This window comes from Stenotrophomonas sp. STEN087, from assembly GCF_056759115.1.
This window is the reverse complement of the sequence record NZ_JBRRCR010000015.1, coordinates 33,631-56,271: the sequence shown is the minus strand read 5'-3', so window position 1 is coordinate 56,271 and position 22,641 is coordinate 33,631. Positions and strand designations below refer to the sequence as shown.

Annotated in this window: 18 protein-coding genes; 12 read left to right on the top strand and 6 right to left on the bottom strand. The window is 67.9% G+C overall.

Annotated elements, in window-relative coordinates:
• The first annotated feature begins 201 nt into the window (after positions 1–201).
• Positions 202–2,733 (top strand): glycoside hydrolase family 3 protein, encoded by a 2,532-nt coding sequence (locus tag ACVOK1_RS06275; protein ID WP_481561455.1) that lies wholly within the window; start codon positions 202–204, stop codon positions 2,731–2,733.
• A gap of 154 nt (positions 2,734–2,887) precedes the next feature.
• Here ACVOK1_RS06275 and rho read toward each other — a convergent pair whose 3' ends face one another.
• Together rho and trxA are read right to left on the bottom strand one after the other, a co-directional pair.
• Positions 2,888–4,639: a transcription termination factor Rho gene (gene rho, locus ACVOK1_RS06270; protein ID WP_481561454.1), complete on the bottom strand. Its 1,752-nt coding sequence runs from the start codon at positions 4,637–4,639 to the stop codon at positions 2,888–2,890.
• A gap of 227 nt (positions 4,640–4,866) precedes the next feature.
• Positions 4,867–5,196, bottom strand: a complete 330-nt coding sequence (gene trxA / locus ACVOK1_RS06265) for a thioredoxin (protein ID WP_025878607.1) — start codon at positions 5,194–5,196, stop codon at positions 4,867–4,869.
• Positions 5,197–5,719: 523 nt separating this feature from the next.
• Between trxA and rhlB the strand changes: the two genes are divergently transcribed.
• The 5 genes from rhlB to ung all read left to right on the top strand — a co-directional run bounded on the left by rhlB (position 5,720) and on the right by ung (position 10,876).
• The gene (gene rhlB, locus ACVOK1_RS06260; protein ID WP_200751546.1) at positions 5,720–7,447 is read left to right on the top strand and encodes an ATP-dependent RNA helicase RhlB; all 1,728 of its coding nucleotides are present in this window, start codon (positions 5,720–5,722) and stop codon (positions 7,445–7,447) included.
• 217 nt (positions 7,448–7,664) lie between these two features.
• Entirely contained in the window at positions 7,665–8,351 is a 687-nt protein-coding gene (ftsE, locus tag ACVOK1_RS06255; RefSeq protein WP_079223801.1) for a cell division ATP-binding protein FtsE, read from the top strand.
• 3 nt (positions 8,352–8,354) lie between these two features.
• Entirely contained in the window at positions 8,355–9,302 is a 948-nt protein-coding gene (gene ftsX / locus ACVOK1_RS06250) for a permease-like cell division protein FtsX (RefSeq protein WP_481561453.1), read from the top strand.
• A gap of 7 nt (positions 9,303–9,309) precedes the next feature.
• Complete coding sequence (locus tag ACVOK1_RS06245) at positions 9,310–10,152, top strand: response regulator (protein WP_200751548.1); 843 nt, start codon at positions 9,310–9,312, stop codon at positions 10,150–10,152.
• 10 nt (positions 10,153–10,162) lie between these two features.
• Positions 10,163–10,876, top strand: coding sequence for a uracil-DNA glycosylase (ung, locus tag ACVOK1_RS06240; protein ID WP_481561452.1), 714 nt, complete (start codon positions 10,163–10,165; stop codon positions 10,874–10,876).
• An 18-nt stretch (positions 10,877–10,894) separates the two neighbouring features.
• Here ung and ACVOK1_RS06235 read toward each other — a convergent pair whose 3' ends face one another.
• Complete coding sequence (locus tag ACVOK1_RS06235) at positions 10,895–11,248, bottom strand: helix-turn-helix domain-containing protein (protein WP_481561463.1); 354 nt, start codon at positions 11,246–11,248, stop codon at positions 10,895–10,897.
• A gap of 323 nt (positions 11,249–11,571) precedes the next feature.
• On the opposite strand from ACVOK1_RS06235, the gene ACVOK1_RS06230 reads away from it, so the two are divergent.
• The 6 genes from ACVOK1_RS06230 (at position 11,572) to ACVOK1_RS06205 (ending at position 19,760) form a co-directional block, all read left to right on the top strand.
• On the top strand, positions 11,572–11,742 hold the full coding sequence (locus ACVOK1_RS06230) for a hypothetical protein (RefSeq protein WP_481561451.1): 171 nt from the start codon (positions 11,572–11,574) through the stop codon (positions 11,740–11,742).
• A 156-nt stretch (positions 11,743–11,898) separates the two neighbouring features.
• Entirely contained in the window at positions 11,899–13,728 is a 1,830-nt protein-coding gene (locus tag ACVOK1_RS06225; protein ID WP_481561450.1) for a hypothetical protein, read from the top strand.
• A 109-nt stretch (positions 13,729–13,837) separates the two neighbouring features.
• Positions 13,838–16,363, top strand: a complete 2,526-nt coding sequence (locus ACVOK1_RS06220; protein WP_481561449.1) for an Ig-like domain-containing protein — start codon at positions 13,838–13,840, stop codon at positions 16,361–16,363.
• Between the two features lie 27 nt (positions 16,364–16,390).
• Positions 16,391–18,013: a TonB-dependent receptor gene (locus tag ACVOK1_RS06215; protein WP_481561448.1), complete on the top strand. Its 1,623-nt coding sequence runs from the start codon at positions 16,391–16,393 to the stop codon at positions 18,011–18,013.
• Positions 18,014–18,298: 285 nt separating this feature from the next.
• The gene (rpoH, locus tag ACVOK1_RS06210; protein ID WP_481561447.1) at positions 18,299–19,174 is read left to right on the top strand and encodes an RNA polymerase sigma factor RpoH; all 876 of its coding nucleotides are present in this window, start codon (positions 18,299–18,301) and stop codon (positions 19,172–19,174) included.
• A 253-nt stretch (positions 19,175–19,427) separates the two neighbouring features.
• Positions 19,428–19,760, top strand: a complete 333-nt coding sequence (locus ACVOK1_RS06205) for a helix-turn-helix domain-containing protein (RefSeq protein WP_481561446.1) — start codon at positions 19,428–19,430, stop codon at positions 19,758–19,760.
• A gap of 42 nt (positions 19,761–19,802) precedes the next feature.
• Here ACVOK1_RS06205 and ACVOK1_RS06200 read toward each other — a convergent pair whose 3' ends face one another.
• The 3 genes from ACVOK1_RS06200 to ACVOK1_RS06190 all read right to left on the bottom strand — a co-directional run bounded on the left by ACVOK1_RS06200 (position 19,803) and on the right by ACVOK1_RS06190 (position 22,640).
• Complete coding sequence (locus ACVOK1_RS06200; RefSeq protein ID WP_406234364.1) at positions 19,803–20,240, bottom strand: hypothetical protein; 438 nt, start codon at positions 20,238–20,240, stop codon at positions 19,803–19,805.
• Positions 20,241–20,431: 191 nt separating this feature from the next.
• Positions 20,432–21,715, bottom strand: coding sequence for a phosphoribosylamine--glycine ligase (gene purD / locus ACVOK1_RS06195; protein ID WP_481561445.1), 1,284 nt, complete (start codon positions 21,713–21,715; stop codon positions 20,432–20,434).
• Between the two features lie 58 nt (positions 21,716–21,773).
• Positions 21,774–22,640, bottom strand: coding sequence for a hypothetical protein (locus tag ACVOK1_RS06190; RefSeq protein WP_481561444.1), 867 nt, complete (start codon positions 22,638–22,640; stop codon positions 21,774–21,776).
• Position 22,641: the final 1 nt, after the last annotated feature.

Sequence of the window (22,641 nt, the reverse complement as noted above, 5' to 3'; positions counted from 1 at the left end):
ACCCACGCACTGCGCTGGCATGTCGATGATGCGCCAGGCCCCGTGGTTGCGGGACGGCGGGCACGTTGCCCGCGAACAACGATTGACAGCAGCGGGGTCGCCTTATATGACAGCGCTGTCAGGAGCGGTGCGCAAGCGCCCATGCCGGCGTGCGGTCGCAGACACGCGTGCCAGGAACTTCATCCACGGAGGTAGAGCCCAGTGAATCGCCCCACCCAGACCCTTCTTGCCAGCTGCCTGCTGGCCGCCCTTGCTGCGCCCGTCGGTGCCGCATCGGCCAGCGGTGAACGCCTGCAGGACTGGCCGCGCGTGCACAGCGCGATCACCACCGATGCGCAGATCGAAAGCCGCGTGCAGCAGATCCTTTCGCAGATGACGTTGGCGCAGAAGATCGGGCAGATGACCCAGGCCGAGATCAAGACGATCACGCCCGAGCAGGTGCGCCGCTACTACATCGGTTCGGTGCTCAACGGCGGCGGCTCGTGGCCGGGCATGGACAAGCACGCCAGCGTGCAGGACTGGCTGAAGCTGGCGGACGCCTACCACGCCGCCTCGCTGGCCACCGATGCGAAGACGCCGGTGCCGGTGATCTGGGGCACCGATGCGGTACATGGCCACAACAACGTGCTGGGCGCCACCCTGTTCCCGCACAACATCGGCCTGGGCGCGGCCGGTGATCCGGAACTGATCGAGCGCATCGGCGAAGCGACCGCACGCTCGGTGCGCGCCACCGGCATCGGCTGGGTGTTCGCGCCCACGCTGGCCGTCGCCCACGACCCGCGCTGGGGCCGCACCTACGAAAGCTATTCGTCCGACCCGGCGGTGATCCGCAGCTTCGCCCATGCCTACGTCAAGGGCGCGCAGGGCGCTTTCAAGGATGACGGCAACGTGGTCACCACCGCCAAGCACTACCTTGGCGATGGCGCCACCGACAGCGGCCGCGACCAGGGCGAGGCGCTGGTCGACAAGGCGACGATGGTCAACGTGCATGCGCAGGGCTACTACGGTGCACTGGCCGAAGGCGCGCAGACGGTGATGGCCTCGTTCAACAGCTGGAACGATCGTGCCGCCGGCGTCGACTACGGCAAGATGCATGGCAGCAAGGCGCTGCTGACCGATGCGCTGAAGGACAAGATGGGCTTCGACGGCTTCGTCGTCTCCGACTGGAACGGGATCGCCCAGGTGCCGGGCTGCCGCAACGACAGCTGCGCGCAGGCAATCAACGCCGGCATCGACATGGTGATGGTGCCCGACGACTGGAAGGCCTTCATCGACAACACCACCGCGCAGGTGCAGAAGGGTGAGATCCCGATGGCGCGCATTGATGATGCGGTGACCCGCATCCTGCGGGTGAAACTGCGCGCCGGCCTGTTCGAGCACAAGCCGTCGGACAGCCGCTATGCCGGCGATGCCACCGCCGTGCAGCACCGCGAGCTGGCGCGCCGTGCAGTGCGCGAATCGCTGGTGCTGCTGAAGAACGACGACAAGGTGCTGCCGCTGCGTCGCGACGCGCGCGTGCTGGTGGTCGGCAAGGGCGCCGACAACATCGGTGACCAGTCCGGTGGCTGGTCGCTGACCTGGCAGGGCACCGAGAACAAGAACGCCGATTTCCCCAACGCCGATTCGGTGCTGGGCGCGCTGCGCGCCGAGCTTGGCGCGGACAAGGTCAGCTTCAGTGCCGATGGCCAGGGCGTCGATCCGAAAGCGTTCGACGTGGTGCTGGCGGTGATCGGCGAGACGCCGTATGCGGAAACCAACGGTGACATCCTCGCCTCGGACACCGTGAGCCACAGCCGTGCCTACCCGCAGGACCTGGCCGCGCTGAAGGCGGCGGCTGCGACCGGCAAGCCGGTGGTGACGGTCTATATGTCCGGCCGCCCGATGTACACCAACGACCTGCTCAACCTGTCCAGTGCGTTCGTGGCCGCCTGGCTGCCGGGCACCGAAGGCAAGGGCGTGACCGACGTGCTGGTGGCCGGCAAGGGCGGCAAGCCCGCACACGACTTCCGCGGCCGCCTCAGCTTCCCGTGGCCGGGCGTGCCGTGCCCGGCACCGATCGACCAGCCCGATGCGAAGAAGCCGTCGCTGTTCGCGCTCGGCTATGGCCTCAGCTACGCCAAGGGCGGCAAGGTCGCCAGGCTCGACGAAGCCGACCCGGACAGCTGCGGCGAAGTGACCGTGCTGCCGATCTTCAACCGCGCCGATACGCCGCCGTTCGCGCTGCACGTGGCGGCCGCGGGTGCGACCCAGCCGCTGGGCAGCGATCTCAACGCTACGCTGCGCTGGCCCACCGCCAAGCCGGTGGTACAGGTGCGCACCGTGCAGGTGAACACCCAGCAGGACGCCAAGGAAGTGACCTGGCTGGCCCCGGCGCAGCTGATCGCACGCAGCACCTCGCGCCGCAACCTCGGCGCGCTGGCGCGCAGCAACGGCGCGCTGCAGTTCGACGTGCAGCTGGTGAAGCGCCCGGCCTCGCCGGTGAAGGTGACCATGCAATGCGGCAGTGGCTGCGAGGGCGGGGTGGACATCGCCCCGCTGCTGGCCAAGCTGTCGCCCGGGCAGAAGCAGACGGTGACCGTGCCGCTGGCGTGCTTCGCCAGGCAGGGTGTTGCCCTGGGCGCGGTGGAAGCGCCGTTCGTGGTGACCGCCGACACGCCGTTCGCGGCGGCCTTCACCCAGGTCAAGCTGACCGCCAATACGGCCAACGCCGAGGGCGCGGTGGCCTGCCCGTAAGCCACACGGTAGCGCCGGGCCATGCCCGGCGTGTCCGTGATCGCGCGGGGTTGCACGGCACCGGGCCATGCCCGGCGAACGCAGTAGATCCACGCCATGCGTGGATGAGCCATCCCGAACGCAAAAAAAAGCCCCGCAGTGCGGGGCTTTTTTCTTATCGCTTCATGGAACCGAAGAACTCGTCGTTGGACTTGGTGTTCTTCATCTTGTCCAGCAGGAATTCCATCGCGGCCATTTCATCCATCGGATGCAGCAGCTTGCGCAGGATCCAGATCTTCTGCAGCAGTTCCGGTTCGATCAGCAGGTCTTCGCGGCGGGTGCCGGAACGGTTGATGTCGATGGCCGGGAACACGCGCTTTTCAGCGATGCGACGGCTCAGGTGCACTTCGCTGTTGCCGGTGCCCTTGAACTCTTCGTAGATCACCTCGTCCATCTTCGAGCCGGTGTCGACCAGCGCGGTGGCGATGATGGTCAGGCTGCCGCCTTCTTCCACGTTGCGCGCGGCACCGAAGAAGCGCTTCGGGCGGTGCAGGGCGTTGGCGTCCACACCACCGGTCAGCACCTTGCCCGAGCTCGGCACCACGTTGTTGTAGGCGCGGGCCAGGCGGGTGATGGAGTCCAGCAGGATCACCACGTCCTTCTTGTGCTCGACCAGGCGCTTGGCGCGCTCGATGACCATTTCGGCCACCTGCACGTGGCGCGCGGCCGGCTCGTCGAAGGTCGAGCTGATGACCTCGCCGCGCACGGTGCGCTGCATTTCGGTCACTTCTTCCGGGCGCTCGTCGATCAGCAGCACGATCAGGTGCACGTCCGGATGGTTGGTGGTGATGGCCGTGGCCACCTGCTGCATCATCATCGTCTTACCGGCCTTCGGTTGGGAAACGATGAGCGAGCGCTGGCCCTTGCCCTGCGGCGCCATCAGGTCGAGGATGCGGCCGGTGATGTCTTCCGACGAACCGTTGCCGCGCTCCAGGGTGAAGCGGCGACGCGGGAACAGCGGGGTCAGGTTCTCGAACAGCACCTTGTTCTTCGACGCTTCGATCGGCTCACCGTTGATGGTGTCGACGATGTTCAGTGCGAAGTAGCGCTCGCCGTCCTTCGGGAAGCGGATGCGGCCGGAGATGTGGTCGCCGGTGCGCAGGTTGAAGCGGCGGATCTGGCTGGGCGAGATGTAGGTGTCATCCGGGCCGGCCAGGTAGCTGGCCTCGGCCGCGCGCAGGAAGCCGAAGCCGTCGGGCAGGATTTCCAGCACGCCGTCGGCGGCGACGCCGTCACCGTGGCGGGTCAGCACCTTCAGCAGGGCGAAGATGACGTCCTGCTTGCGGGCGCGGGCGACGCCTTCGGAGATCTGCAGCTGCTCGGCGATTTCCAGCAGCTTCTGCGCCGGCATGCGCTTGAGGTCGCTCAGCGAGTAGACCGGGAAGCCTTCCGGCACGTTGGCGTGCGGGCGCGGCACGAAGGGCTGCTCGCCGCCGTCCTGCGGCATGCCGTCATCGCGGCCACGGCCACCACGGTCGCGGTCGCGACGGTTGCGGAAGCGGTCGCGGCGGTTGCCCTGGCCCTGCTGGCCGTTATGGCCACCCTGGTTGTAGGGGTTGTTGTTCTGGCCCTGGCCCTGGTTCTGGCCACCGCCCTGGTGGTTCTGCTGGCGCTGGCCGGATTCGCGGCCTTCGCCACCTTCACCGCCGCCGGAGGCGGGGGCTTCAGCGGCAGGCGCGCTCGGCGCGGGGGCGGCTGCGGCCGGTGCCGGCGCTTCGGGCGCGGCTGCCAGCGGCAGGGTCGGCTGCGCGGGGGCAGCGCTGGTTTCGGCGGCGGCCGGAGCGGCTGCCTTGCTCACGCGGGGCTTGCGCACGCGCTTTTCGGCGGGCGCATCGGCGCTGCCGGTTTCGGGAGTGTTATCGGACAAGAGCGTTATTCCTCGCTTGAAGGTGCGAGCGCCCCGCTGGGGCGGCGAACGTTGGGAATGGGTCTGGAAGAAACTGCGTCCAGAGGGTGCGGCACGCGAACGCGGCCGGATATGCCGACACTATCATCGGCCAGCGGCGCCGTGCAAGGGTCACCGGGAACTGCATTCATGTGGGCGCGGGGCGCCCAGCGGCAGCCGCGGTCAGCGGCTGCCGTGGAACAGCAGGATCAGGCCAGGGCCTTGTCCAGCAGGCCGGCCAGCTGGGCCTTGCCCACCGCACCGATCTGCTCGCCGACCTTTTCGCCGTCCTTGAAGACGACCAGGTACGGGATCGAACGCACGTGGTACTTGGCGGCCAGCGCACGGTTGTTGTCGACGTTGACCTTGGCGATCTTGGCGCGGCCCTGGTATGCGTCGGCCAGTTCGTCCAGCGCGGGGGCGATCATCTTGCAGGGGCCACACCACTCGGCCCAGAAATCGACCAGCACCGGTTCCTTGGAATTCAGCACGGCGCTATCAAAGTCGGCATCGCCGACGTGTACAACCTTGTCGCTCATCTTGGTTTCTCGTCTTGGATTGCACCCGGCCAGGCCGGAGGTGGGTGAACTGGGCCATGCCCGGTGGCGCGACCCTCGTCGTTGCCTCGCGGCGGTCTGCCGCGGTGCGTTCGGCGGGATGCCTGGACGCTCACGGCCGGCAGTGTACCCCTATCGCGCGGCGGGGACAGTTGCTGGCTGGAACCCAGCGTATCGTGATCGTGTCCCAGCCCGGTATGTGTCGGATTTCACTGTCTTCGAGAACATGGGGGTGGCACCGGGGCGGGGCCAGTGGCCCTGGCGGGGCCGTTCAAGTGGCGTGCGGCTGGGTGAAGGGCGGGTAGGGGTCCGGCGTCTCCCGGGGTGGTGAGACGGGTGGTTCCGGTTTGCCGGCCCGAGTGCGTTAAACTGGGGCATTGTGCGGCGTGCGGACCGGGTGGTCCCAGCCTGCCAACCCGCCGCAGGGGCCGCAGTTTGCGACGGTTCCCCTAGACGCTGAAGTGCCAGCCGCCCCGTGGGCCGGCGGCCATACCAAGACGGACACATGAGCGACAAACCGCTGACCGATTTGACCTTCTCCTCCTTCGAGCTGCATCCGGCCCTGCAGGCTGGTCTTGAAGGAGCCGGATTCACCCGCTGCACCCCGATCCAGGCGCTGACCCTGCCGGTCGCGCTGCCCGGCGGTGATGTGGCCGGCCAGGCGCAGACCGGCACCGGCAAGACGCTGGCCTTCCTGGTCGCTGTCGTGAACCGCCTGCTGACGCGTCCGGCGCTGGCCGACCGCAAGCCGGAAGACCCGCGCGCGCTGATCCTGGCCCCGACCCGCGAACTGGCCATCCAGATCCACAAGGATGCGGTGAAGTTCGGTTCCGACCTGGGCCTGCGTTTCGCCCTGGTCTACGGCGGCGTTGATTACGACAAGCAGCGCGAGCTGCTGCAGCAGGGCGTGGACGTCATCATCGCCACCCCGGGCCGCCTGATCGACTACGTGAAGCAGCACAAGGTGGTCTCGCTGCACGCCTGCGAGATCTGCGTGCTGGACGAAGCCGACCGCATGTTCGACCTGGGCTTCATCAAGGACATCCGCTTCCTGCTGCGCCGCATGCCGGAGCGCACCACCCGCCAGACCCTGCTGTTCAGCGCCACCCTCAGCCACCGCGTGCTGGAGCTGGCCTACGAGCACATGAACGAGCCGCAGAAGCTGGTGGTCGAAGCCGAGACCATCACCGCCGCGCGCGTGCGCCAGCGCATCTACTTCCCGGCCGATGACGAGAAGATCCCGCTGCTGCTGGGCCTGCTGTCGCGCAGCGAAGGCGCGCGCACCATGGTCTTCGTCAACACCAAGGTGTTCGTCGAGCGCGTGGCCCGTTCGCTGGAAAAGGCCGGCTACCGCGTCGGCGTGCTGTCCGGCGACGTGCCGCAGAAGAAGCGCGAGAGCCTGCTCAACCGCTTCCAGAAGGGCCAGCTGGAAATCCTGGTGGCCACCGACGTGGCTGCCCGCGGCCTGCACATTGACGGCATCAAGTACGTCTACAACTACGACCTGCCGTTCGACGCCGAAGACTACGTGCACCGCATCGGCCGTACCGCGCGCCTGGGCGAAGAGGGTGATGCGATCAGCTTCGCCTGCGAGCGCTACGCGATGGGCCTGCCCGACATCGAGGCGTACATCGAGCAGAAGATTCCGTCTGAGCCGGTTACCAAGGAACTGATGACCCCGCTGCCGCGCCCGGAACGCCCGGCCCCGGCCGAAGGCGAGGAAGGCGACGACAACGAAAGCGTCGGCCAGATCTTCCGCGAAGCGCGCGAAGCCCGCGCCGCCGAGGAAGAGCGTCGTGGCGGTGGCCGCAGTGGCGGCCGTTCCGGCAGCGGCGGTGGTGGCCGTGGTGGTCGCGACGGTGAGCGCAGCGGCGAACGCCGTTCGCGTGGCCCGCGCAAGCCGCGCGTGGAAGGCGAGCAGGCTGCTGCCGCGCCGGTCGCCGGTGCCGAAGGCGCCGCTGCCCAGGCCCCGCGTCCGCCGCGCCCGCCGCGTGCCGAAGGCGCGCCGGAAGGTGCCGCCGATGGCGAGCACAAGACGCGCAAGCGTCGTCGTCGTCGCCACGGCCGTCCGGTCGAAGGTGCCGAGGGCGCGCAGAACACCGCCGGCAATGGCGCCAGCCCGGTCACCCCGGTGCAGGTGGTGGCCAAGCCGGTGCGTACGGCCGCCGACACGGGTGATTCGTTCCTGACCCGCATCGGCCGCAAGATCCGCCGGATGCTGTCGGGCAGCTGATCGGCGCTGCCGATCAGCGGGTAGCACCCGACCGTTGGTCGGGTGGCTTTAACGGCGTGCCGACCAACGGTGGCCCCCCACCCCACCGGGGCGGCACCCCCCCCACCGGCCGGCTTCGGCCCGCCGGTTGGGCGGGGGGGTTTGAGGGTGGGCGAAAAACCCGCGGGGATGGGCCGGGCGCTACCGATCCGTCGCGCGGCTCCTGCATAATCGGGGCATGAGTGTCCTGCGCTTCGACAATGTCAGCAAACAGTACGCCGGTGGCCACGAAGCCCTGACCGATGTCAGCTTCGAAGTAGCCCCCGGCGAAATGCTGTTCGTCACCGGCCATTCCGGGGCGGGCAAAAGCACCCTGCTCAAGTTGATCCACTTGGACGAGCGGCCCAGCCGAGGCGCCGTGGTGTTCGACGAGCGCAACCTGCTGAAGGTGCGCGGCGGTGACATCCCGCGCCACCGGCGCGCGGTCGGTGCGGTCTACCAGGACCACCGCCTGCTGATGGACCGCTCCATCGCCGAGAACGTGGCCCTGCCGCTGATCCTGCGCGGCACCCGCCGCGGCGACATCGCCAAGCGCGTGCGCTCGGTGCTGGAACGCATGGGTTTGGGCCACCGCGAGAAGGCGCTGCCCTCGCAGCTGTCGGCCGGTGAGCAGCAGCGCGTGGGCATCGCCCGCGCGATCGTGGGCGAACCCAAGCTGCTGGTGGCCGATGAGCCGACCGGCAACCTCGACCCGACCCTGGCGGCGGAGATCATGGCTCTGTTCGCCGAGCTGCCCTCGCGCGGCACCAGCGTGCTGGTGGTCAGCCATGACCTGCCGCTGCTGCGCCGCATGCGCAAGCGCGTGCTGATCCTCGACCATGGCCGGCTGGCGGACGACATCTCGCCGCAGGACCTGGCGGAGTAACGCATGGGCAAGAACGAAAACAGCGAAGCCGCCGCACCGTCGCGCCTGGGCGTGTGGTTCCACCATCACGCGCACAGCGTGGTGTTCAGCCTGGGCCGCGCCTGCCGCAAGCCCTGGGCGACCCTGCTGACGGTGATGGTCATGGCGCTGGCGCTGGCCCTGCCGCTGGGCCTGTCCATCGCCCTGGACAACCTCAAGCAGTTCGCCGGCAGCGTGCAGCAGTCGCGCGACATCAATGTGTTCCTGAAGGCCGACGTCGATGGCCCGGGCGCGCTGCGCCTGGCCGGCGAGCTGCGCGACCGCCAGGACGTGGCCAACGTGACCGTGCGCACGCCCGAACAGGGCCTGCAGGAACTACGCGATGCCGGCCTCGGCGAGGCCATCGACGCACTCAACGACAACCCGCTGCCGTCGCTGCTGGTGGTCACCCCCGGCCAGGGCCAGGATGACGCGCGCCTGGCGCGCGCGCTGGAAAGCCTGCCCGGTGCCGACCTGGTGCAGCACGACGCCCTGTGGCGGCAGCGCCTGGATGCCTGGCTGGCCTTCGGTGCGCGCCTGGTACAGGTGCTGTCCGCGCTGCTCGGTGCCGGTGCCGCGCTGGTGGTGGGCAACACCGTGCGCCTGGACATCCAGGCCCGCCGCGAGGAAATCGGCGTGCTGCAGCTGCTGGGTGCCAGCGATGGCTTCATCCGCCGCCCGTTCCTGTACCTGGGCGCCTGGTACGGCCTGGGCGCCGGTGCGGTCGCCCTGGCCCTGATCGGCATAGCCGGCACCGCCCTGCGCGCGCCTCTGGCCGATCTGTCGCGCAGCTACGGCAGCCCGTTCGTGCTGCATGGCCTGGACCTGCTGCACGGCAGCCTGGTGCTGCTGGGCACGCTGCTGCTGGGCTGGCTGGGTGCCTGGCTGGTGACCGGCCACTTCCTCCGCCAGACCCGCCCCACCGACACCTGAGACCGGCATGCGACCGCAAGCGTTGAAGCACCTTGAAGGGCCCGCGACGCGGGTGATGGTGGTCGATGGTTCCAAGCTGGTGCGCAAGCTGATCGCCGACGTGCTGCAGCGTGACCTGCCGGGCGTTGAAGTCATCGGCTGCGACAGCATCGAGGAAGCGCAGCAGGTGCTGGCACAGGGTCCGGTGGATCTGGTGACCACCTCGCTGACCCTGCGCGATGGCGACGGCCTGGCGCTGGCCAAGAGCGTGCGCGAAGCCGCCGGCCAGGCCTACGTGCCGGTCATCGTGGTCTCCGGCGATGCGCAGCAGCACCTGGAACAGCGCCGCTTCACCGAGTACGTCACCGATTATTTCGACAAGGCGCTGGGCCACGAGGCGCTGGCGACTTTCATCCGCGGCTACGTCCAGCCGCAGACCATTCCCGGCGCCACCATCCTGTATGTCGAGGACAGCCGGGTGGTGGCCGAAGCGACCAAGCGGATGCTCGAGCGGCAGCAGCTGAACGTGATGCACGTGGTCAGCGCCGAGGAAGCCTTTACCCTGCTCACCGCCGAATCGCTGGGCCGCAGCCGTCACCGCATCGACCTGGTGCTGACCGACGTCACCCTGAAGGGTGAGCTGAGCGGCCGCGACGTGGTGCAGCGCGTGCGCGTGGATTTCGGCTACGGCAAGCGCCGCCTGCCGGTGCTGGTGATGACCGGCGACGGCAACCCGCACAACCAGACCGGGCTGCTGCAGGCCGGTGCAAACGATCTGGTGCTCAAGCCGATCGAGGAGCGCCTGCTGGTGACCAAGGTGCTGTTCCAGCTGCGGCTGGCACGTTTGAACGATGGACCCCTGTTGCGATAGAAGTGGCGCGATGATTGATGACGTAGTGGATACCCCGACGATCCAGCTGGAACCGAGCTGGAAGCAGCACGTCGGGGATTACCTGTTGCAGCCGCAGATGCGCGAGCTGTCCGCCTTCCTGCGCCAGCGCAAGGCTGCTGGTGCGGCGGTATTTCCGCCGGGCCCGCAGATCTTCGCTGCGTTCGACGCCACGCCGTTCGAGCAGGTGAAGGTGGTGATCCTTGGCCAGGACCCGTACCACGGCCGCGGCCAGGCCCATGGCCTGAGCTTCTCGGTGGCCCCGGGCGTGCCGGTACCGCCGTCGCTGCTGAACATCTACAAGGAAATCGAAGGCGACCTCGGTATCGCCCGGCCCGACCACGGTTGCCTGGTGCCCTGGGCACAGCGCGGCGTGTTGCTGCTCAACGCCGTGCTGACCGTCGAGGAAGGCCAGGCCGGTGCCCACCAGGGGCGCGGCTGGGAAGGTTTCACCGACCACGTGGTGGATGTGCTCAACAGCGAGCGCGACGGCCTGGTGTTCATGCTCTGGGGCGCGTACGCGCAGAAGAAGGGCAAGGTGATCGACACCCGTCGCCACCGCGTGCTGAAGTCTCCGCACCCCTCGCCGTTGTCGGCGCACCGGGGTTTTCTCGGCTGCCACCACTTTTCAACGGCCAACGAGTACCTGCAGCGCCAGGGCAAGGCACCGATCGACTGGTCACTGCCGCCGCGCGCTGCACTCTGACGGCACGCGGGCGAGGCGTTACTCGGTCAGCATTTCGATGATGGCGTGGGCGACCTGGCGTTTGCGCGGCGGCAACCGCCGCAGCAGGGTCAGGATCGCGTTTTCCTGCGGGCTGCGCGCCGCCTCCACCACTGCGGTCTCCGGTGGCGCCAGCTCGCCATCGTCGGGACGCCCGGGGCCACGACCGGTGGCCAGCCACTCAAAGTGGACCTGCGTCACAATCGCGAGTTTCGAGAGATGTTGCACGCTGGGAACGGTGCCGCCCTCACGTTCCGACTGGGCCACGGCGCTGCGGCGGACCCCGCAATGCAACGCCAACTGTGTTTGAGAAAGGCCAGCCGTTAGTCGGGCTCGCCGGATTCTGTCGCACATCGACTGCATTTTTCACCCCCTCTCCATGTTCGGTAAGCGCTGCTTCCCTGACAGCAATACTTTTTCTGCGTGTACAGAATTGCTGTCCCTGTCTGCATTCCAAGAGGTCTGCGCGTCGTTCCTGCGCGCAAGCAAGCGCCTCTTCCCCCCGATTTCACGCCGTCTTGTTTGACGGCCTTTCGTTGCCTCGCATTAATCGCACCGAACCGGAAATGAACGCAGTCCCACGCAGGGAGCGACACCGGCGGAGCGATTACTCCAGGACGACGCGCTGATCACGTCGCCACGGCGTGCCTCTGCCCAAAATCGGCGGAGAACGATGCATGGTTAATGTGAAGGGCGTGAAAGCATCGTCATTGCGCTGGCAGGCGCTGGTGATGCTGGTGGTCCTGGCAGTGCTTTCCTGCCTGGGCCGCGCACAGGCCCAGTCCGCCTGCACCGCCGGGGCCTGCGTCAGCGCCGGGCCGCGCCTGGTCTCGGTCGATTCCACCTAGAGCCCGATCCTCAACCTGCTGTTCAGCGCGCTGCTGCCGGGCACCAGCCTCAATCTCAGCGTCGCCGACTGGAACAGCCTGGCCGGCGCCAACGTCAATCTGAATGCACTGCTGACCCAGCTCAATGGCGGCGTCACCGTCAGCGACCCCAGCCAGGTGCTCAATACCAACATCAGCCTGGGCCAGCTGCGTGCGGCGATGGTGCAGGTGCTGCAGGCCGACGGCCAGACCGCCGCGGCCAACGTGCTGAACGTGCTGCCGCTGGGCGTGGCCGGAACCTCCGGCAGCATCCGCCTGGCCGACATCCTGCAGGTCGCGCTGCCGACCGGTTCGCTGGCCACGGTGCGCCTGAACGTGCTCGACCTGCTGACCGGCGGCGTGCAGCTCTACAACTTCCGCAACGTGCTGACCACGCCGACGCCGATCACGGTGAACACCGCGGCACTCGGTCTGAATGGCGTGGCCAACGTGCGCCTGTGGGCGCAGGTGATCGAACCGCCGAGCTACAACTGCGGCACGGTGGGCGCGGCATTCCACAGCGCGGCCATCCGCATCAAGCTCGACCTGGACCTGGTGCAGGGCCTGAACACCGGCACCCTCACCGCCGCGTTGAACGGGCTCAACCTGCTGGGTGTGTCGCTGTCCAACACCAGCGTCAGCGCCGACGTGCTGCACCTGCAGGTCTACGCCGACGTGGCCCGCGCCGAAGGCTCGATCTCGGCGGTGAACCTGGTCGGCAACGCGGTGACCCTGCAGGCGCGCCCGGGCCTGGTCAACCTGTATGTCGGCCAGATCAGCGACGCCACCTTCTTCAACCGCAGCACCGTGCTGACCGACACCGCCCTCACCACCGCCACCCTGACCAACCTCAGCGTGAAGGTGCGGGTGGGCGTGGTCCTGCTGGGCGCCCCGGTGCCGGTGGCCGACATCACCATCCCGATCGCGGTGGGCATCCGCGGCTATGCCACCGCGACACCGGGCCTGCAGAGCGCCAGCTTCACCGGGCCCTATCCACAGACACGCACGCTCACCGCCGGCACGGTCAGTGCGGCCACGCTGGTATCCACCCTGGTCAACTCGCTCAACATCCAGCTCATCAGTGGCAATCCACAGGTGACCCTGCTGGGATCGGTGTCGCTGCCGTTGCCGGTGGCCGACCTGGTCAACGGCATCGTCAACACGCTGCTGACGCCGGTACGCACGCTGGTCAATGCGGTGGTGACACCGGTGCTGACCGCCGTGCTGGGCGGCGTGGTCGACAACCTGCTCGGCCTGCTCGGCATCCGCGTGGGCCAGGCGGTGTTCACCGTGGAAGGCGTGACCCAGGCCTGTGCCGCCACCCTGCAGCTGGTGAAGGACCTGCAGCCGACCAGCGATACCGGCCGCTTCAACCTGTCCATCACCTACAACGGCAGCACGGTGGGCTCGGCCAGCAACGTCGGCAACAACGGTGCCACGGCGGCGATCATCACCGTGCCCGGCGGCAGCTATGCGTTGGCCGAAGCGGCGGCAGCCGGTACCACGCTGACCCGCTATGCCAGCACCTGGCAGTGCACCGACCAGAACAACACCGTGGACTCGTCCGGCAGCGGCGGCAGTTTCACCCTGCAGGCACCGGCGATGACCGCCACCGCCACCACCCTGGTGTGCCGCATCACCAACCGCACGCGGCAGGCCGATCTGTCGATCACCAAGAGCGATGGCAGCGGCGCCTATACGCCGGGTGGCACGGCGACCTACACGCTGCAGGTGGTCAACAACGGGCCCGACGCGGTGACCAATGCGACGGTCACCGACACCCTGCCCAACGGCACCACCCTGCGTGGCGCCTGGACCTGCAGCGCGACCAGCGGCAGCGCCTGCGCGGCGGCCAGTGGCGGCGCGGTGGGCGGCAATGCAGTGAACGTGGGCGTGAACCTGGTCAACGGTGGCCAGGCAACGATCAGCGTGCCAGTGAGCTTCAGCAACAACCCGGGCGCCTACTAGCGCGCGGTGCGGTGCAGTGCGCGCGGGGAATGCCCTGCGCGGGGGAAGGACAGGACCACCGATGCCGGATGCCTGCAGCAGGCGACGGCGTGCATTCGAGGACGGACGCATGGCAGCAGTGGGCAGGCAGGGCAGGGCAGGCAGGGCTTCGGCCGGCATCGCGCATGCCATGGCCGTGCTGGCGTTGCTGCTGCCGCCGCCGCTGCTGGCGCAGAGCTACCCGAACCCGTTGAACAACACCGCCACGGTGACCGCGCCGACCGACGTGGCCGACCCGACGCCGGGCAACAACAGCGCTACTGATACCAACGCACTGGCGCTGCAGGCGCAGCTGAGCGTGAGCAAGAGCCTGGTCAGCGCCAGCCCCGTGGCCGCAGGTGGCCCGGTGCAGTACCGCATCCAGGTGAACAACGCAGGGCCGTCGGCGGCCAGTGGCGTGGGCGTGGTCGATACGGTGTGCTCGCTGCTGACCAACGTGACCTGGACCTGCCAGGCGACCACGGCTGCGTCGTCCTGTGCGCAGCCCAGTGGCAGCGGCAATGCGGTGAACGTGCTGGTCAACGTCGGCGTGGGCGACAGCGTGGTGCTGCTGGTGAACGGCACGGCGCCGGCCGCGACCCCGGCCACGGTGCCGGCCAACAGTGTGTCGCTGGTGCTGCCGTCGGGTACGACCGACCCGACCCCGGGCGACAATACCGCCACCACCCCGGCCGTGCCGGTGCAGGCCAATGCGCTGGTCGCGGCCAACGACAGCTTCACCACGCCCATTTCCTCCACCACCGGCGGCAGCACGCCGACGGTGCTGGGCAACGACACCCTGAACGGCCAGCCGGTGGTCGGCGGCAACCTGATCATCTCGCTGCAGAACGCGCCGGCGGGCTTCACCATCAACAGCGCCGGCGTCATCGCGGTGCCGGCCGGTGCTGCGGCGGGCGCGACGTCGATCGGCTACCAGATCTGCGAGAACGCCTCGCCGACCAACTGCGCCACCGCCACGGCGAGCCTGATCATTGCACCCACCGCCGTGGCCGACAGCTTCAACGTGCAGGCGGGCACCGCATCGCTGACCGGCAACCTGGCCGCCAACGACAACGCACCGGCCGGCGCCACCTACAGCCAGACCGGTACGCCGGTCGCCGGTGCAACCATCAGCAGCACCGGTACGCTGACCTACGCACCGGCCGGCAACATCACCCAGCCCGTGCAGATCAACTACCAGGTGTGCCTGCCCGCGCCGAATGCCAGCGTCTGTTCGACGTCGACCGCATCGGTGGTGGTGGGTGCCAACGTGCTGGTCGCCAACGACGACACCTTTGACACGCCGCTGCCGCCGGGTGCGGGCGGCACCACGCCCAGCGTGCTGCTCAACGATACCTTCGCCGGCAACCCGGTGCCGCAGGCCGGCGTGACCCTCAGCCTGGTCGGCGCGCCCAGCGGCGGCTCGCGCGTGCGCCTGTACGGCCGCAACCTGGAACCGAACAGCCGCGTGCGCATCAACGGCCAGGATTTCCCGGTCGACCTGGAACAGAAGTTCGCCGCCGAGTTCCTCGAGCCGGTCGGCCAGCACCGCTATGACGTGCGGGTGGAATCGCGCGATGCACCGTCCGCGCAGCGCCAGCTGGACGTGGACGTGACCGGCCGCTACCTGTTCCTGGTCGCCATCGCCGATGTCACCCTGTCCAAGAACAGTGCCAGTGGCAACGTGCAGCCGCTGGCTGCCGATGACCGCGACACCGATGGCTTCCTCAGCGAAGGCCGGCTGGCGTTCTACCTGAAGGGCAAGATGCGCGGCAAATACCTGGTGACCGCGCAGGCCGACACCCAGGACCGCGAGCTCAAGTACCTGTTCCGTGATTTCAGCCGTGCCGATGCGCAGGACGTGTTCCGCCGCCTCGACCCGGACCTGTACTACCCGGTGTACGGCGACGATTCCACCACTTACCGCGACGTTGACACGCAGGGCCGCCTGTACCTGCGCGTGGACTGGGACCAGAGCCAGGCCCTGTGGGGCAACTTCGCCACCGGCATCACCGGCACCGAATACGGCCAGTACGTGCGTTCGCTGTACGGCGGCGCGTTGAACTGGCGCTCGCTGTCGGCCACGCCGCTGGGTGAAGCGCGTTCACAGCTGAAGGTGTTCGGTTCGGAGGCGCAGTCGGCGCCGGGCCACAGCGAATTCCTCGGCACCGGCGGCAGCCTGTACTACCTGCGCCATACCGACCTGCTGCCGGGCTCGGAACAGGTGGTGCTGGAAGTGCGCGACCGCACCACCGGCCGCACCGAAACCCGCGCCACCCTGCAGGAAGGCGTGGACTACGAGATCGACGACCTGCAGGGCCGGCTGATCCTGACCCGGCCGCTGGCGCAGCTGACCCGCGAGAACGTGCGCAGCATCACCCGCGACATGCCGCTGGACGGCTACGACCAGCTGCTGCTGGTGGACTACGAATACGTGCCGCTGGGCTTCAGCAGCAACGATGTGACCTATGGTGCGCGCGGCCGCCAGTGGATTGGTGACCACGTGGCGGTGGGAGGCACCTGGGTGGAGGAAAACCGCAGCGGCGAGAACTACAGCCTGAAGGGCGCCGACCTGACCCTGCAGGCCGGCCGCGGCACCTACCTGAAGATGGAATAGACCCGCACCGATGCCACCGCGGCGCCGGTGTTCTATTCGGACAACGGCGGCCTCAGCTTCATCCGCCGCAATCCGTACGAAGGCCGCCGTTCGGGCAAGGCCTCGGCGGTGGAAGCGCGCGCCAACCTGCGCGAGCTCGGCTGGACCACCCAGGACTGGAGCCTGGGCGCCTGGTGGCGCGACGTCGATGCCGGCTTCTCGGTGGCACGCCAGGACACCGGCCTGCCGATCCAGGAATATGGCGCGGAGTTCCTCGGCTACCTCACTGATGATTTCAGCCTGTACGGCCGCCACACCCGCACCGAGCAGGGCGAACTGGCGCTGGAGCAGAGCCAGCTGACCGCCGAATGGCGGCTGGGCAACGATGGCCAGCTGACCGGCGAACTGCGCCGGGTGCGCGAGGAGCAGGAGCTGCAGGATGTCTCCGCGCTGCTGGCGGCAATCGGCTACCGCCAGCGCTTCGGTTCCTCGTGGGAGCTGTACGGCACTGGCCAGGTGACCCTGGACGATGACGGCGGTGCCTACGAGAAGAACGACCTGTTGACCCTGGGCGCGCGCTACCTGTTCGGCGACCGCAGCAGCGTGGGTGCCGAACTGAGTGGCGGCAGCCGCGGCCACGGCGGCAAGGTCGATGCCGAGTACCGCATGGCGCCCGACCACAGCCTCTACGGCAGCTACAGCTACAGCACCGACCGCACCGGCACCGATCCGCTGTTCGACAGCGGCCTGCAGAGCGGCTGGACGGTCGGCCAGCGCTGGCGCCTGAGCAACCAGGTGAACGTCTACAACGAGAGCCAGTACCTGAAGGACCGCCGCCAGGACAGCGCGGGACTGGTGCACACCTTCGGCATGGACTTCTACCCGGCCCAGGGCTGGAACCTGGGCTTCACCCTGATGGATGGCGAGCTGGAATCCACCGTGGGCCGCATCAACCGCCGTGCGTACAGCGTCAGCGGCGGCCGCACCGATGCGGTGGCGCAGTGGAGCAGCAAGCTGGAATACCGCCGTGACAGCGGCGCCGAGCAGCGCGAGCAGTGGGTGACCACCAACCGCCTGCTGTACAAGCTCAACGAAGACTGGCGCTTCGCCCTGCGCGCGAACTACGCCGACACCCAGGACCGGATCAACCCGGTGGCCGATGCCAAGCTGGTGGAAACCAATGTCGGCTTCGCCTGGCGCCCGCACGACAACACGCGCTGGGCCGGCTTCGGCAAGTTCACCTATCTCTATGACGTGGCCTCGCTGGGCCAGGAAGGCGGCAACCTGTACGACCAGCGCTCGCAGGTGCTGTCGCTGGAGGGCATCCGCCAGATCGGCGAGCGCTGGGAAATGGCCGCCAAGCTGGCTTCGCGCTGGGGCGACTACCGCACCGGCCGCGGCGAGGGCGCCTGGCTGGACAGCCGCGCTGACTTCGCCGCCCTGCAGCTGCGCTACCGCCTTTTCGCGGAGTGGGAAGGGCTGGCCGAGCACCGCTGGCTGAAGGTGCGCGATGGCGGCGTCCGCAAGGGCTGGCTGCTGGGCGTGGACCGGCGGGTGGGCGAGCACTTCAAGGTCGGCGTGGGTTACAACTTCACCGAGTTCAGCGACGACATGACCGAGCTGAAGTACGACCAGAAGGGCTTCTTCCTGAACATGGCCGGGTATTATTGAGGCCGCCCGAGGGCGGTCCTGCGGCCCTGGGCTGAACGACCGGCAACATCGCCGGGCTGAATGGGGTGGCGCCGTGGGATTTTGCGGCCCAAAACGACCATTCATGCACCTGATTCGCTTCAAGTGGTTGATTTTGAACGTATTCGACCATGGTCGAGCCTGCTCGCCATTGTCATCAATTCGCGATAGGGTAGGGATGTTGAATCGCCCAGTGTTCTGTTCACGGAACACTGGAACTTCCTCCCGCTTTAGCAGTCCAAAAGCCGGACTGCTAAGATGAGCCCTATGAGCCAGAACACCTCTACTGCCCTTGTGGCAAACAATCTCCCGATTCCCAGTGCGCTCGGTTCGCTGGACGCCTACATCGGTGCCGTGCACCAGATTCCGGTGCTGTCGGTCGATGACGAACAGGACCTGGCCCGTCGTTTCCGCGACGGTGACGATCTGGACGCCGCACGTGAGCTGGTGCATTCGCACCTGCGCTTCGTGGTGCACGTGGCCCGCGGTTACAACGGCTACGGCCTTGCGCTGGGCGACCTGATCCAGGAAGGCAACATCGGCCTGATGAAGGCGGTCAAGCGCTTCGACCCCGACATGGGCGTGCGCCTGGTGTCCTTCGCCGTGCATTGGATCCGTGCCGAAATGCACGAGTTCATCCTCAAGAACTGGCGCATCGTCAAGGTCGCCACGACCAAGGCGCAGCGCAAGCTGTTCTTCAACCTGCGCAAGTCGAAGACGCGCCTGGGCTGGATGAACGCGGCCGAAGTCAGCGCCGTCGCCAAGGACCTGAACGTGTCCGAGCGCGAGGTCATGGAAATGGAATCGCGCCTGTCCGGCCGCGATATCGGTTTCGATGCGCCGACCGACGAAGACAACGATCATGCGCCGCCGTCGCCGGCTGCGTTCCTGGTGTCCAACGACGAAGATCCGTCGATGGCCTACGAGCGCGAGGACAACGAAGACAACCAGATGCAGCTGCTGCGCGAAGGCCTGGCCGAGCTGGATGCCCGCTCGCGCGACATCATCCGCCGCCGCTGGCTGGATGCCGACAGCAAGGTGACGCTGCAGGAACTGGCCGATGAGTACGGCGTGTCCGCCGAGCGCATCCGTCAGATCGAGGCGAACGCGCTGAAGAAGATGAAGGCGCTGTTCACCGCGTAAGCGGGAAGGCGTTGGAATGAAGAAGGGCCCGGCAATGCCGGGCCTTTTTTGTTTGTGGGGCGCGCGCATCCACGCATGGCGTGGATCTACCCCGGCGGTACGGCATCCGTGGACTCACACCAGACGTGGCGATACGGCATCCAGTAGAGCCACGCCACGCGTGGCTGCTCTGCGACCGTGCCGTGACGCGATCGGCTATCGAACTGACGAACTGGTTCTGATGGGATATGCGAAACAGCGCAGGAGGCAGGCAGTGAACAATGTCCCGGAGAGAATGCGTGCGAAAAGCCCCCTCTTGCTGGCGGTGCACGATGCTGCTGTGAGCCTGCACGCGCATGGCGTCATCGACAAGCGCAGGATGAGTACGTATGAGGCCCTCTGCCTTGAAACCGTACCCGAGTACAGCAGTGCCCAGATCCGAGCGCTGCGTACCTCGCTGAGGCTCAGTCAGCCGGTCTTTGCAGGCGTTCTCAATACCAGCGTTTCCACCGTACGCAGCTGGGAACAATGTGAGAAAAAGCCCAGCGGCCCCTCATTGAAGCTGCTGAACCTGATTGACCGCAAGGGTCTGGACGCTGTGCTCTGACGCGATGGCCCGGGAGGGCCGGTCCTGATGCCGCGATCATCTTCAGAAGCGCGACTGGATTGCCTCGATCAGATCGCCGATCGACAGCGACGGGCATTGCCTGAAGTCCACGGAATCGAATGTCGCAAGACGTGCCATGACCTGCAGTTCATCGCGCAGTGCGGAGTACTGGATGGCTGTGGCGGGGGTGGCAAAGCGCGTGTAGCCATGGCCGGTCCAGTCGTAGACGTGGACGCCGCGCGAGGCCATCGCCAGATAGTCGTCAGGCCGGGGAAGCGTCACGTGCATCACGGCGTCCCCAACCGCGGGAAGGTCCATCAGCATCGTTTCAACCTGGAGGATGTCGACGGCGGCGTCTGCCAGAAGCACGGTCGGGATCTCGCCTTTGCCCGCAGTGACGAAGGCGGCAACCGCACCCGTGCGGTCCACGCCCAGCCATGTGCAATCGATGTCTTCGGGATAGTCCTGCAGATGGGGCATGTCGCCAACTCCTGATGCCGGGGCTTCATCCACGCATGGCGTGGATCTACCCCGGCGGTACGGCATCCGTGGGCCCCCCCCCCCCGGGGGGGGGCCGCCCCCCCGCCCCCCCCCCCCCCCCCGGGGGGGGGGGGGCCCACCGCACCCAGTAGAGCCACGCCAGGCGTGGCTGCCCTGATATCGCGCGGGCCTCAGCCCTCGCGTGCGATCGCGCGCCAGCCGATGTCGGTGCGGTGGAACTCGTTGGCCCAGGTCACCTTGGCCACGCCGGCATAGGCATTGGCCTGCGCGTCGCGCACGCTGTCGCCCAGCGCGGCCACGCACAGCACGCGGCCGCCGGCGCTGAGCACCTGGCCCTGTGCATCCAGCGTGGTGCCGGCATGGAACACCTTGGCATTGGCGGGCACGGCGTCCAGGCCGGAGATCACGTCACCGGTGATCGGCGCTTCCGGGTAAGGCTTTGCGGCCAGCACCACGCCCAGCGACGGACGTGGATCCCACTGCGCGTCCACCTGGTCCAGGCGGCCATCGATGGCCGCTTCCACCAGGTCGACCAGGTCCGACTGCAGGCGCAGCATCACCGGCTGGGTTTCCGGATCGCCGAAGCGCACGTTGAACTCGATCACCTTCGGCGCACCGCTGGCATCGATCATCAGGCCGGCATAGAGGAAGCCGGTGAACGGGATGCCGTCGGCGATCATGCCCTGCACGGTCGGGTTCACGACTTCGCGCATCACCCGCGCATGCACCTCGGGCGTCACCACCGGCGCGGGCGAGTAGGCGCCCATGCCACCGGTGTTCGGGCCGGTGTCACCATCGCCGACGCGCTTGTGGTCCTGCGAGGTGGCCATCGGCAGCGCGTGCACGCCGTCGACCATCGAAATGAAGCTGGCTTCCTCGCCATCAAGGAACTCCTCGATGACCACGCGCGCGCCGGCATCGCCGAAGGCGTTGCCCGAGAGCATGTCACGCACCGCGTCCTCGGCCTCGGCCTGGGTCATCGCCACGATCACGCCCTTGCCGGCGGCCAGGCCATCGGCCTTGACCACGATCGGTGCACCCTTCTCGCGGATGTAGGCCAGCGCGGCGTCCACCTCGGTGTGCACGGCGTAGAACGCAGTGGGGATGTTGTGGCGGGCCAGGAAATCCTTGGCGTAGGCCTTGCTGCCTTCCAGCTGCGCGGCGGCGGCGGTCGGCCCGAAGATGCGCAGCCCGGCGGCGCGGAAGCGGTCGACCACGCCGGCCACCAGCGGCACTTCCGGGCCGACCACGGTCAGCGCCACGCCTTCGGACTGGGCCAGCGCCAGCAGGCCGTCGATGTCGGTCACCTTCACCGCCACGTTGCGGCACTTGTCTTCGTTGGCGGTGCCGGCATTGCCGGGCGCCACGATCACTTCGGTGACACGGGAGGACTGGGCCAGCTTCCATGCCAGGGCGTGTTCGCGGCCGCCAGAGCCGATGACAAGTACGTTCATCACGAGATTCCAGATTGCGTGGGAAGGGAGGGGCGATGTCCCCGGCGGCGCGCGTGGTTCACTCGCAGCCCTCGCGTTGCAGCGCGTCGGGGAAGGAATAGGTCCAGGACTTCGGGTCCAGGGTGAAGCGGTGCGTGCGGCGCACGTTGTTGCCGCCACAGCTTCTGCCGGTTTCCTCGATCAGCAGCGGCCAGATGCGCGAGCTGCGGTTGCTGTCGTCCATGCGCAGTGCGAAGTCGAAGTCGAACATGCGGGTGCGGCAGTCTTCGGCCTGTTCGGCGTCGTCGCAGTCGTAGGCCGCGGTGTTGTCGATGTGGCTGCGCACGCTGCCGGCATCCACCAGACCGTTCGGGCCGGGCAGGATGAAACTCTGCGTCTGCAGCGAATAGCCCTGGCCGTACCAGCCGCTGACGTTGCGGAAGCCGTAGAAATCGCTGCCGAAACGCAGGATCTCGACGCTGCCCGGGCGGCCGCTGCTGCCATAGGTGCCGCCGATCAGCTCGGCCGCCACTTCGAAGCCATCGCCGGCCGGGCGCAGCACGTAGTAATCGATGGTGCCCGCGTCGGCATGGCCGGCGTCGACCACTTCGCCGCACACCGCCAGCAGCTGCTGCCAGCTGTCACCGCTGACCACCGGCTGTTCGGCGCAGACCGCCCAGTCGACCGGGCGGGTGTCGCCGTCCTGAGTCCAGTTGCCGCGCCAGCCGTCGGACAGCTGCGCGTCCTTGCCGTATCGCGCGGTCAGGAAGGCCTGCAGGCGCGCGGTGCGGCTGACATGCCCGGCCGCTGCGGTGCTGGCCGCGGCCGGTGCCTCTGCCTCTGCCGGGGGGGCGGGTGCCGGCTCGGCGGCCGGCTTGCAGCCGGCCAGCAGGGCCGCGCCCATCAGGGCGGGCAGAACCAGGGGCTTGATCGAGACTGCGGACATC